The 12396-nt window shown below is 68.3% G+C and carries 9 protein-coding genes; 8 read left to right on the forward strand and 1 reads right to left on the reverse strand.

Going from position 1 to position 12396, the window contains the following annotated elements; genetic code table 11:
- Positions 1-219 precede the first annotated feature (219 nt).
- From M2437_RS23200 to M2437_RS23225, 6 genes are all read left to right on the forward strand, one after another.
- A complete protein-coding gene (locus M2437_RS23200) occupies positions 220-732 on the forward strand; it encodes a DUF2147 domain-containing protein (protein WP_015822577.1) in 513 nt (170 codons plus the stop codon).
- Positions 733-1088: 356 nt separating this feature from the next.
- On the forward strand, positions 1089-3200 hold the full coding sequence (locus tag M2437_RS23205) for a carbohydrate porin (protein ID WP_253388793.1): 2112 nt from the start codon (positions 1089-1091) through the stop codon (positions 3198-3200).
- 258 nt (positions 3201-3458) lie between these two features.
- Positions 3459-4466 carry an Hsp33 family molecular chaperone gene (locus M2437_RS23210; RefSeq protein ID WP_253388794.1) on the forward strand — a complete coding sequence of 336 codons (1008 nt, stop codon included), beginning with the start codon at positions 3459-3461 and terminating at the stop codon, positions 4464-4466.
- Between the two features lie 349 nt (positions 4467-4815).
- On the forward strand, positions 4816-6645 hold the full coding sequence (gene edd / locus M2437_RS23215) for a phosphogluconate dehydratase (RefSeq protein ID WP_012253536.1): 1830 nt from the start codon (positions 4816-4818) through the stop codon (positions 6643-6645).
- Positions 6646-6697: 52 nt separating this feature from the next.
- Positions 6698-7318: a bifunctional 4-hydroxy-2-oxoglutarate aldolase/2-dehydro-3-deoxy-phosphogluconate aldolase gene (eda, locus tag M2437_RS23220; RefSeq protein ID WP_253388795.1), complete on the forward strand. Its 621-nt coding sequence runs from the start codon at positions 6698-6700 to the stop codon at positions 7316-7318.
- A 504-nt stretch (positions 7319-7822) separates the two neighbouring features.
- Positions 7823-9997, forward strand: a complete 2175-nt coding sequence (locus M2437_RS23225; RefSeq protein WP_197707613.1) for a TonB-dependent receptor — start codon at positions 7823-7825, stop codon at positions 9995-9997.
- 38 nt (positions 9998-10035) lie between these two features.
- Here M2437_RS23225 and M2437_RS23230 read toward each other — a convergent pair whose 3' ends face one another.
- Positions 10036-10431 carry a DUF2794 domain-containing protein gene (locus M2437_RS23230; RefSeq protein ID WP_003598586.1) on the reverse strand — a complete coding sequence of 132 codons (396 nt, stop codon included), beginning with the start codon at positions 10429-10431 and terminating at the stop codon, positions 10036-10038.
- 513 nt (positions 10432-10944) lie between these two features.
- Between M2437_RS23230 and bluB the strand changes: the two genes are divergently transcribed.
- Both bluB and M2437_RS23240 read left to right on the forward strand, forming a co-directional pair.
- Positions 10945-11610 (forward strand): 5,6-dimethylbenzimidazole synthase, encoded by a 666-nt coding sequence (gene bluB / locus M2437_RS23235; protein WP_253388796.1) that lies wholly within the window; start codon positions 10945-10947, stop codon positions 11608-11610.
- 200 nt (positions 11611-11810) lie between these two features.
- Positions 11811-12326, forward strand: coding sequence for a L,D-transpeptidase (locus M2437_RS23240; RefSeq protein WP_253388797.1), 516 nt, complete (start codon positions 11811-11813; stop codon positions 12324-12326).
- The last annotated feature ends 70 nt before the right edge of the window (positions 12327-12396 follow it).

Consider the following 12396-nt stretch of genomic DNA (forward strand, 5'->3'; position numbering starts at 1 on the left):
ACCGTCAAGCGGCGGACAGGCCGTGGATGCCCGAGCGAACGGAATCACGGCGAGCTCGGCCTTTTTCGGCGCCGCCATGGCTTTAGCGCAACACCGCCGAAAAATCGCCGGATTGCGACCGCTCAATGGGTGGACGGTTCGCCTGCCCCCGCTCGCTGCCGGGGTGATCCCTTCTCCGCAAGCCACAGCCCGTTTCGGGCCCAGCCTCAGGAGCCATTCATGCGTATCGCTCTCGGTCTCGCCGCCCTCCTGGCCTCGAATGCCGCCTTTGCCGCCCCGAAAGACCTCTCCGGAACGTGGCTAACGGGGGACGGACGCGCGAAAATCCGCATCGACCGCTGCGGGCCGAGCGGCGGCAATGCCTGCGGCAAGGTGGTCTGGCTGAAAGCTCCGACCGATGACGCCGGCGCGCCGCGCATCGATGTAAAGAACCCCGATCCGAAGAAGCGGGCCCGCCCGATCATCGGGCTCACGCTCCTCGAAAACCTCAAGCCTGAAGATGCGGGCTTTGCGGGCGAGATCTACAACGCCGACGAGGGCAAGATCTATCAGGTCAGCCTGGAGCGTGAGAGCGAGAGCGAACTGAGCGTACAGGGCTGCATGCTCAAGGTGCTGTGCGGCTCGCAGACCTGGACCCGCGTGCCGGACGTGAACCAGCAGGCCGCCGCGACGCCTGCGAAGACCGCCGCGAAGCCGGCGCCGGCCAAGGCACCCGCCGCCCCGGCGGAGTGACGCCCGCCGAACGGTTTAGAAAAATGGGGCGCGCCTTTGCTGGCGCGCCCTGAAGTTCGGCAAGCCTGATGGGGATCAAGGCCGATTAAGGTTAGCGCGCTGCCGCAAGTCAGCGCGCGCGGCCGCGGTCACCTATTTGTCATCCCGGAACGGTTTCAGAGCGATGCTCCCGGTTCGGCCCGGCTCGGCCTGACCGGTACAGCCGTCATCGTCCTGTCGGATGTTTCCGCTTCTCACGCACATCGTGGCGCCCGCGCCACCGTTCTGAAGCCTCGTGCTTCGGCGGGTCGTGGGTGCATTGCGGCGGCAACGGCATCTGCTAGGCCGCTCACGGGGTGGCGGCGGGGGCTGGCGCAGTGTTCAAGGCGCGCGCGGGGATAATCGCGAAACAGGGGGCGGTGTCGGCTGGGCTGGCCGCGATCCTCGGCTTTCATGCCGGCGCTGGCATGGCCGCAGACCTCGCGGAACGCGCACGGCCCCGCTTCATCGATTGGTCCGGCTTCTATGCCGGGGTGCAGGGCAGCGCGGGCGCCTCCTTCGGCAACTACGATTTCGGCCCGACCACGATCGGCTCGCGCCGCGTTCGATCGATCTCGACGGGCGATGCCACCGGCAGCCGCGATCTCGGCGGCGATGCCACCACCGCAGTCGGCGGCGCCTTCTCAGGCTGGAATTGGCAGGACGGGGCGCTTGTCTACGGTATCGAGGCCGACCTCGTCGGAGCCAATCTCAAGCGCGGTGCGCGCTCCGATGCGACGGGCTTCGGCTACGAGGGGATCGATCCGCCCTTCGCCCTGATCCGCGAGAAGACGGACGTCTTCGCGGCCGCCCGCGCCCGGCTCGGCTACGCCTTCGGCAACAACCTGATCTACGCGACCGCCGGTCTCACAGGCGCCAACGGCCGGGTGCTCGCCACCTATCCGGATCTGGCCGGCGGCCCGACGGTCACGGCCACGCGCAACGTCTCCTATCTCGGCTTCACGCTCGGCGCGGGCGTGCAGTTCGCGGTCGATCCGCATCTCTCGCTCGGAATCGACTACCGCTACAGCGACCTCGGCGACAGCGGTCGCTTCGGCCTTGGCACGCTGCCGGGCCCGGACGGCGGGCCGGTGACGACCCGGACCAGCTTCGTCTCCAACAAGATGATGGCCCGGCTGATCTGGCACCCCCAGGCGCTGACGCTGGTGCCGGAGGAGGACGACGAAACTCCGAAGGACGCTCGCTTCTCGCTGCACGGCCAGACCACTTTCGTGAACCAGGGCGTGACGGGATTCCGCGCGCCCTATCGCGGGCCGCAGAGCCTCGTGCCGGATCAAGCGCAGGCGACGACGACCGCGACGCTGTTCCTCGGCCTCAAGCTCTTCGAGGGCACGGAACTCTACTACAACCCGGAATTCAGCCAGGGCTTCGGCCTGTCGCGTACATTGGGCGTGGCCGGTTTCGTCAACGGCGAGGCGCAGAAGGCGGGTGCGCCGTTCCCGAAGCTGCGCTCGAATCGCTACTTCGTCCGCCAGACCTTCGGGCTCGGCGGCGAGACGGAAGCGGTGCCGGACGGGCCGAATTCCGTCGCCGGCACGCGTGACGTCGAGCGCATCACGGTCATCGCCGGCAAGTTCGCCCTCGGCGACTTCTTCGACGGCAACGCCTACGCCCACGACCCGCGGGTCGATTTCATGAACTGGGGCCTGTGGGCGGCGGCCGCCTGGGACTTCCCGGCCAACCTCCCCGGTTTCACGCAAGGCGTGATGGTGGAGTACAACCGCGCGGAATTTGCGATCCGTGCCGCCTACACGCAGGTGCCCAAGGAGCCGTCCTCCGACGTGCTCGACCCGCGGGTGTTCGAGCGGGCCGGCGCCGTGATCGAGTTCGAGGAGCGCCACACGCTGCCCGTGCTCGACCAGCCGGGCCGCCTACGCCTCGGCCTGTTCTCGAATGTCGGCAACACCGCCAACTTCCGGCAGGTCGTGGCGCTGACGCAGACCGGCGCCTTCGCCGACATCAATACGGCGGCCGCAGCGACCCGGGAACCCCGGCGCAAGAGCGGCGCCTACGTCAATCTCGAACAGGCCCTCACCGCGGATCTCGGCCTGTTCGCGCGGGCGAGCGTCAATGACGGGCGCAACGAGAATCTGAATTTCACCGATATCGACGGCTCGGTCTCGGGCGGCCTCTCGCTCAAAGGCGCGGCCTGGGGCCGGCCGCAGGACACGGTCGGCGTCGGCGCCGCCGCGAACCGGATCTCGACCGCTCACCGCGCCTACTTCGCCAATGGCGGCCTCGGGCTCCTGATCGGCGACGGCCGCCTCGACAACTACGCGCCGGAGCGGGCGGTCGAGGTCTATTACGCGCTGAACCTGACGAAGGCCGTGACGATGACCTTCGACTACCAGCACATCGAGAACCCGGCCTATAACCGCGACCGGGGCCCGGCCGATTTCTTCGGAACGCGGCTGCACACGGATTTCTGACTCGTCTCACCAGCGCGGTTTTGTCCAGGCTGGTTGTTAGGAGGCGCCGGACGCGATGACGGCCGCGTCCGAAATGTTTGCGTGGCGGTGCCGGCCGAGGGCATCATGCGCCGGTCTCGCGCCGGGGCACGGCGCCCCCCATATGAGGAGCGCCGAGGACGTGCGCCGGTTCACGCGCTTCCGCCGGTTCGGTGCGATGCCGCCGGACCGGCCGCCCTCCCGCTCCTCTTTTTCATCCAGCCCGGATACGGAGAGCCCATGAGCTCCGGACACGCCCCTTCTTTCACACCCTCGCTCGAAGGCGACGACGACGCCGTTCTGCCTTTCGCCGTCGAAGCGCTGGATCTGCGCGGCCGCGCGGTGCGGCTCGGGCCCTCGATCGACACCATCCTGCGCCGCCACGGCTATCCCGACGCGGTCGCCCGGCTGATCGGCGAGGCGGCGGCGCTCACCGTGTTGCTCGGTGCCTCTCTGAAGCTCGAAGGCCGCTTCCAGCTCCAGACCAAGACCGACGGACCGGTGAACATGCTGGTGGTCGATTTCGAGGCGCCCGACCGGGTGCGAGCCACCGCCCGCTTCAATGCGGAGCCGGTAGCCGCCCTCGGCCCGAAGGCGCGCGCCGCCGACCTGATGGGTCGCGGGCACCTGGCCATGACCATCGACCAGGGGCCATCCCAGAGCCGCTACCAGGGCGTCGTCGCGCTCGAGGGCCAAAGCCTCGAAGAGGCCGCGCACCAGTATTTCCGCCAATCCGAGCAGATCCCGACGCTGGTCCGCCTCGCGGTCGCCGAGCAGATGGAGGGCGGGGAGAGCCGCTGGCGAGCCGGCGGCCTGCTGGTGCAGTTCCTGCCGACCTCGCCCGACCGGATGCGCCAGGCCGACCTTCCGCCCGGCGACGCACCGGAGGGCCACGAGATCCTCACCGGCGGCACCCGCGACGACGATGCCTGGACCGAGGCGCGCAGCCTCGTGAACACGGTGGAGGACCACGAGATCGTCGATCCGGCGGTGTCGAGCGAGCGGTTGCTCTACCGCCTGTTCCACGAGCGCGGCGTGCGCGTGTTCGATGCGCAGAGCGTGATCGAGCGCTGCCGCTGCTCGGAAGAGCGGGTGCTGGGGATGATCCGCTCGTTCTCGGCCGAGGAGCGCCGGGACATGGTCGCGGATGACGGCACCGTATCCATCACCTGCGAGTTCTGCTCGCGCCGATACGTGCTCGACCCGGCCGAGGTCGAGCGGGATATCGCGACCGCGCCGGGGGCGTGAAGCACCTTCTCGTCAACCTGCGTCCGGGATCGCGGCACAGACCCCGCGACCCTCGGGCCGGCATCGTATGGATCGGCGGGTGATGGCCCGCCGATCCAGCGATCACCCGCCTTGCAGCCGATCACGGGCCGGGGCGATCGCGATGGCAGACCCGCGCGAAGGCAGCGGCAGGGTCATCCGGCGACGGCATCCCCGGCCCTCTGCCGAGCAGATCCGTCCATGGCTCCGGTTCAGGAAAGCGTTCTCACGGGCGTGATCCCGTTTGGAGTCGCTCCATGTTAAGGGGAGCGCAGGCCCCGTTCTTGCGGGCCTGTCCGTGCCGTCGACATCCGAACGAGGCGAACGAGCCATGCCGGAGCTTCATCCCGAGGTCGCCGCGGTCACCGAGCGCGTCATCGCGCGCTCCCGCGCCAGCCGCCGCGCCTATCTCGACCTGATCGAACGCGAGCGCGAGGCGGGCGTGCATCGCCCGATGCTCGCCTGCGGCAACCTCGCCCACGGCTTCGCGGCGTCCGGCGAGGACAAGCCCGCAATCATCGCGGGCCGCGCCATGAATATCGGCATCGTCACCGCCTACAACGACATGCTCTCGGCGCATCAGCCCTACGGGCGCTATCCCGAGCAGATCAAGCTGTTCGCCCGCGAAGTGGGTGCGACGGCCCAGGTGGCCGGCGGCACGCCCGCCATGTGCGACGGCGTCACCCAAGGCCAGCGCGGCATGGAGCTGTCGCTGTTCTCCCGCGATACCATCGCCCTCTCCACTGCGGTCGCGCTCAGCCACGGCATGTTCGAGGGCGCGGCGCTGCTGGGCATCTGCGACAAGATCGTGCCCGGCCTCATCATCGGCGCGCTCCGCTTCGGCCACCTGCCGATGATCCTGGTTCCGGCCGGCCCCATGCCCTCGGGGCTCGCCAACAAGGAGAAGCAGCGCATCCGGCAGCTCTATGCCGAGGGCAAGGTCGGCCGCGCGGAACTGCTGGAGAGCGAGTCCGCCTCCTATCACGGGGCCGGAACCTGCACCTTCTACGGCACCGCCAATTCCAACCAGATGATGATGGACGTGATGGGCCTGCACATGCCCGGCGCCTCCTTCATCAATCCCGGCACGCGGCTGCGGCAGGCGGTGACGCGTTCGGCGATCCACCGGCTCACCGAGATCGGCTGGAACGGCAACGATTACCGCCCGCTCGGGCGCTGCATCGACGAGCGGGCGATCGTCAACGCCATCGTCGGCCTGCTCGCCACCGGCGGCTCGACCAACCACGCGATCCACATCCCGGCCATGGCGCGCGCCGCGGGCATCGTCGTCGATTGGGAGGATTTCGACCGGCTTTCCGGCGTGGTGCCGCTGATCGCGCGGGTCTACCCGAACGGCGCGGGCGACGTGAACCACTTCCACGCGGCCGGCGGCATGTCCTACGTCATCGCCTCGCTGATCGATGCCGGGCTCCTGCACGACGACCTCCTGACGGTGGCCGGCACGCGCCTGCGCGACCACGCCCGCGACCCGAAGCTTCTGGGCGAGGGCAACGACCTCACCTTCGAGGACGCGCCGGCCGAGCCGCTGGACGAGGCCATGCTGCGCCCCCCCTCCCGCCCGTTCCAGCCGGATGGCGGGATGCGGCTGGTGAAGGGCAATCTCGGCCGCGCCACCTTCAAGACCAGCGCGGTCGATCCCGAACGGCGCACCATCGAAGCCCCGGCCCGCGTCTTCTCCGATCAGGACGAAGTCATCGCCGCCTTCAAGGCGGGCGAGTTGGAGCGCGACGTCGTCGTGGTCGTGCGCTTCCAGGGCCCGCGCGCCAACGGGATGCCGGAACTGCACAAGCTGACCCCGCCGCTGGGCGTGCTGCAGGACCGCGGCCACAAGGTCGCGCTCGTCACCGACGGGCGGATGTCGGGGGCATCCGGCAAGGTGCCGGCGGCGATCCATGTCAGCCCCGAGGCGGTCGGCGGCGGCCCGATCAGCCGCATCCGCGACGGCGACATCGTCCGCCTTTCGGCCGAGCAGGGATTGCTGGAAGTGCTGGTCGATTCGGCCGAGTGGGACAGCCGCGAGGATGCGGTGCGGCCGCCGGACGGCCTCGGCACCGGCCGCGAGCTGTTCGCCTTCATGCGCCAGGGCGCCGACGATGCCGAGCGCGGCGGCTCGGCGATGCTGGCGGCGGCGGGCCTTTAAGTCATCGTCCCGATACGCGCGATCAGCCGAACCGACACCGGAGGAAACCCCGATGAGCACCATCGACGCGCTGATGCGCTCCGTTCCCGTCATCCCCGTGCTGGTGGTGGAGGATGCCGCCGACGCGGTGCCGATCGCCGAGGCGCTGGTCGGCGGCGGGCTCACCGCCCTCGAAGTCACGCTCCGCACCCCCGCGGCGCTCGATGTGATCCGGGCAATGTCGAGCGTCGAGGGCGCGGTGGTCGGCGCCGGGACGGTGCTGAACGCGCGCGACCTCGATGCCGCCATCGGCGCGGGCGCGAAGTTCATCGTCAGTCCCGGACTGACCGCGCCGCTGACGGAAGCGGCTCTCACCTCGGGCGTTCCCTACCTGCCGGGCGTCGCCACCTCCGCGGACATCATGCGCGGCCTCGATCACGGGCTCGACCGCTTCAAGTTCTTCCCGGCGGAGGCCGCGGGCGGCCTGAAGGCGCTGAAGGCGCTCGCCGCGCCGTTCGGCCAAGTGCGCTTCTGCCCCACCGGCGGCATCACCGAAGCGAGCGCCGGGGACTGGCTCGCCCATCCTGCCGTGCTCTGCGTCGGCGGAAGCTGGGTGGTCCCGGCGGGCAAACCCGACCCAACGGCGATCCGCCGGCTCGCCGAAGCCGCCGCGACGTTGCGGCCCGCCCGGTAGAGGCCCAACGACGAAGGGGTCACGGGTTCATCGAAAGACTGCGCATCAAAACAAGGACCGAGAGACGCCGGCCTGATGCAATGGGGTCGGATAAGGCACTCCGCGGCCTTCAGCCTCGCCGGAAAGGGCAGGGCTTCGTCTTCGCCCCCCCTGCGCCCTTGCGAGCATGGCCGCTACGCGCGGGCGTCGGATCGGCTGTTCCGTCCCGACGCCACGCCGCCATGGCGGATGAAGTCAGCAGTTTACAACAGTTCCGAGCAGCGCAGTTGCGGTTATGCAACAATGTTTCTGCATCGTATAGATTTGAACGTCTCCAGCTTTCGACAAATCGCGTTGAATGACGATGTTTTAGGCGGTTATCGCGAATTATTCTAAACAAAAGCACCATTTTTGTCGTTTGTTATAGTGCTTCACCCGCTTGATCCCCGTCGAGCGATGTCATCATGAGCGCCAAGTCGGCGTCACGACGTCGTCAAATATCGACAAGAAGACGGGGGATTGGACTTGAGACGTCGCGGAACGAACGAAGTCGCGTTTGCGCTTCTGGCAGGCACGGCCGTCGCGGTTGCCCTCCCTGCACGGGCACAACCCCTTGTTCCGGTCGAGGCGTCTCCCGCCGCGGTCGCGCTGGACGAACTGGCCGTCGAAGGCCTCGGCCGCGGCGCGCTGCGGCTTGAGCCCCAGGGCGGTGTCACGGTCGGCTATCTCGGCAAGGCGACGCGGAGCGCCACCAAGACCCCGACGCCCCTGCTCGACACGCCGCAATCCGTCTCGGTCATCACGCGCGAGCAGATCCTCGACCAGGGCTTCCAGTCGATCGGTGAGGCGACGCGCTACGTTCCGGGCGTGATCCAGGCCCAGGGCGAGGGCAATCGCGACGAGCTGATCATCCGCGGCCAGCGCTCGAATGCCGACTTCTTCGTCAACGGCATCCGCGACGACGTGCAGTATTACCGCGACCTCTACAACATCCAGCGCATCGAAGTCCTGAAGGGGCCGAACGCGATGATCTTCGGCCGCGGCGGCGGCGGCGGCGTCATCAACCGCGTGCTCAAGGAAGCCGACGGCGTCCCGACCCGCGAGATCGTCGCCCAGGGCGGCCAGTTCGCGAACAAGCGCGTGGCGCTCGATGTCGGCGACCGCGTCTCCGACAGCGTGTTCTTCCGCATGAACGGCGTGTTCGAGGATACGGCGACCTACCGCGACTTCGTCGATATCCGCCGCTACGGCGTGAACCCGACGATGACGTTCCTGCTCGGGCCGCAGACGACGCTGCGCCTGTCCTACGAGTACTTCCACGACGACCGCACCACCGATCGCGGCATCCCCTCGCAGTTCGGCCGGCCCTACCGGTACCGCGATAACCGGGCGACCTATTTCGGCAACCCGTTCCTGTCGCCGACCTACGTCAACGCCCACATCGCCACGGCGCAGCTCGACCACGTCTTCGAGAACGGCGTCGTGATGCGCAGTCAGTCACGCATCGCCGATTACGAAAAATTCTACCAGAACGTCTTCCCCGGCGGGGCGGTGAACGCGGCCGGCACTGCCGTCAACATCTCGGCCTATAACAGCCAGACCGACCGGACGAACTACTTCAATCAGACCGACTTCACCTACCAGTTCCTGACTGGTCCCGTGAAGCACACCCTGCTCGGCGGGTTCGAACTCGGCTACCAGGAAGGCCTGAGCGTCCGTGAAGACGGCTTCTTCGCGACCACCGGTACGCAGACCCTCGTTGTCAACCCGCTCGCGCCGCTGACGCGCGTCGGCGTCAATTTCCGCAATATCGCCAGCGGGGCCAACAGCACCTACGATCTCGGTCTCGCCGCGGCCTACGTGCAGGATCAGGTCGAACTGAACGACTACGTGCAGCTCATCGGCGGCCTGCGCTTCGACCATTTCGACTTCGCGGCGACCGACCGGCGCACCAACATCACCAATGCCCGCGTGGACGATCTGATCTCGCCGCGCGCCGGCCTCGTCGTGAAGCCGCTGCCGAACCTCGCCTTCTACACGAGCTACAGCATCTCCTACCTGCCCTCGTCCGGCGATCAGTTCAGCGCATTGACGCCGGGCCTCGTCATCGCTCAGCCAGAGAGATTCGAGAACACGGAAGTGGGCGTGAAGTACGACGTCTCGCCCGTGCTTCAGCTCACCGGCGCGCTGTTCAACCTCGACCGCACCAACCAGCGGATCGCCGATCCGAACCGGCCCGGCTTCTTCCTGACCTCGGGCCAGACCAACACGCAGGGCGCGGAGATCGGCGCCAACGGCTACGTCACCGATTGGTGGTCGATCGCGGGCGGCTACGCCTTCACCGATGCGCGCATCGCGAACCGGCTCTCCGATACGATCGTGGCCGGCAACTTCGTCGGCCTCGTGCCGCTCAATTCCTTCACACTGTGGAACAAGTTCGACATCGATCCGAGCTTCTCGGTCGGCGTCGGCTTCATCAACCAGTCGCATTCCTTCGCGACTTCGGACAACACCGTCCGGCTTCCGAGCTACTCGCGCTTCGATCTGGGCCTGTTCTACCGGATCAGCGAGAACGCACGCGCGCAGGTGAACATCGAGAACCTGTTCGACCGCAACTACATCGTCTCGGCGCACAACAACAACAACATCCTGCCCGGCGCCCCCCGCACGGTCCGGGCACAGATCATCGTGCGCTGGTAGACGCCCCCTCCCGCTTCCGGGCACGCCCGGAGGCGGGATCACACCGCCCGCAACGGCCCCTCCAGCACGCCGATGACGCGGGCGAGGTCGTTGCCGCGTTTCATCACGAGGCCGCTCGCCGCGATCACCGCGTAGGCGCCCTGGCGGCGGGCGAGCTTGGGATCCTTCTCGATCCGGTAGAGCGGCATCTCGGAGGCGCGGCGGTAGATCGAGAACACCGCCTTGTCGCGGCGGAAATCGAGGGCGTAGTCGCGCCACTCGCCCTCGGCGACGCGCCGTCCGTAGAGGTTGAAGATGGTCCGCAACTCGTCGCGCTGGAAGGCGACCTGCGGAGTGGTGGGCGACGGAAACGGGATCACTTGCGGCGTGACGTGCGGTGCCACTTGGCTGTCCCGGTCGTTCGAGCGGTGATCGACGCTCTGCCCCTCGCTCATCGTCACTCCCGTAGCGGTGCCGGCGTTCCTGCGGCGTGGGGGAGATGATGGGCTCCGCGGGAGGCACCCGCAAGGTGCTTCGCCGGCCATCGGTCGCTTAGCGTGGTTTCGACGCGGCGCGCGACTCATGTGCGTCGCCGCACGGTGAGGTGGTGAACATCACCGTCCCGCCGCAGACTCGCCTTGCCATCGCCACCGCGACACGCTTTCACTGTGGCTTGAAACCTCGTCGGTCTGTCCACCGCGGCGGCGCCTGAACCCGAGCTCCCCAGCCCTCGGGCAATGCCGCGGATCTCGGCAAACCGGCATCCAGGGGTTTCGAGACCCAAGGACTTCAGGCGGCCTCCTCGGAGCGCCGCCCTTTTTTCGTGTCGAGGCTCCCGCCGCTCGCGGGTGCATCAGCCCGAAAGCCGATGGCCACCTCTCGGAACGAGGCTCGCGGCAGAGAGCCGAGGCCGCAGCCCCCAACAACCATCTTGGCAGCCGCGCCCGCTGGCGCGAGAAGCGGCGGCGATGTCCGAGTCCTCTCCCCCCGCAGCGGCGCCTCCGCCCGTCTTCGACGACGCCTTCCGCGCCCGCCTCGCGGACCTGTTCGCGTGGCGGCGGGACGTGCGGCGCTTCTCCCGCGAACCGGTCGACGAGGCCGCGCTGCGAACCTGCCTCGATCTGGCGGCGCTGGCGCCCTCCGTCGGCAACAGCCAGCCCTGGCGGTTCGTAAGGGTGTCCGAGCCCGGGCGGCGCGCGGCGGTCATCGCAAGCTTCGAGCGCTGCAACGCCGCCGCCTGCGCGACCTATGCCGACGAACAACGGTCGCTCTACGCCCGCCTGAAGCTCGCGGGCCTGCGCGAGGCGCCGGTTCATCTCGCGGTGTTCTGCGATTCCGGGACGGGCGCCGGCCACGGCCTCGGCCGCGCGACCATGCCGGAGATGCTGCGCTACTCGGTGGCGGCCTGCATCCATGCCTTCTGGCTTGCCGCCCGCGCCCACGGCATCGGCGTCGGCTGGGTCTCGATCCTCGAACCCACCCTCGTGACGGACGCCCTCGACGTGCCGGAAGGCTGGGATCTGGTCGCCTATCTCTGTGTCGGCCACCCGGTCGAGGAGCATGCCGACCCGGAACTCGTCCGCCACGGCTGGCAGGAGCGGCACCCGGAAGCGGCCCGGCTCCATGAACGCTAAGACCGGCGCCAAGACCAGCGCTGAGGCCGGCGCCGCGAGCCGATACTTAAAATTTGTCGGAATTTTCGAGCCCGGCATTCGCTAAGCCGCCAAGAGGCCGTGCATGGGGCGCGCATTTCGCGGCGCGTAAAGCAGAATCGCAAGCTGGAACGGCGGATCGTCTTCGTCAGTTACGCTCCAGCTTCGAAAGGCGATCTTCGATGTTCAGGACAGTCAAGTACAGGGCGCGTCTCGCGGGCGCGCTCGCGGTGGCTTTATGCGCGGCCGGTGCCGCGCAGGCTCGGGAAGTCGTCCCCTTCGCCGACGGACTCGGTGCGGGGACGATCGTGGTGCGCACCACCGAGCGCCGGCTCTACCTCGTCAACGGCGACGGCACGGCGATCCGCTACCCCGTCGCGGTCGGCAAGCCGGGCAAGCAGTGGAGCGGCGCCACGCAGATCGACGGCAAATATTACCAGCCCGACTGGTCGCCCCCGGCGGAGGTGAAGCGCGACAACCCGCGCCTGCCCAACCTCATCCGCGGCGGCTCGCCGAGCAATCCGATGGGCGTGGCGGCCATGACCCTGCGCGGAGGCGAATACGCCATCCACGGCACCAACCGGCCGAATTCGATCGGCACCTTCGCGTCCTACGGCTGTATCCGCATGTACAACCAGGATATCGCCGACCTGTTCGGGCGCGTCGCCGTCGGCACCGAGGTGTATGTGATGCGGTAAGCGACGGTTCGGGCCGCAGCCATCCGCAGCGTCGCACGGGCCGGGCGGTCTGTTGTGGAGCGGTGAGCGT

This window comes from Methylorubrum pseudosasae, assembly GCF_029504475.1.
Taxonomy (GTDB): domain Bacteria; phylum Pseudomonadota; class Alphaproteobacteria; order Rhizobiales; family Beijerinckiaceae; genus Methylobacterium; species Methylobacterium extorquens.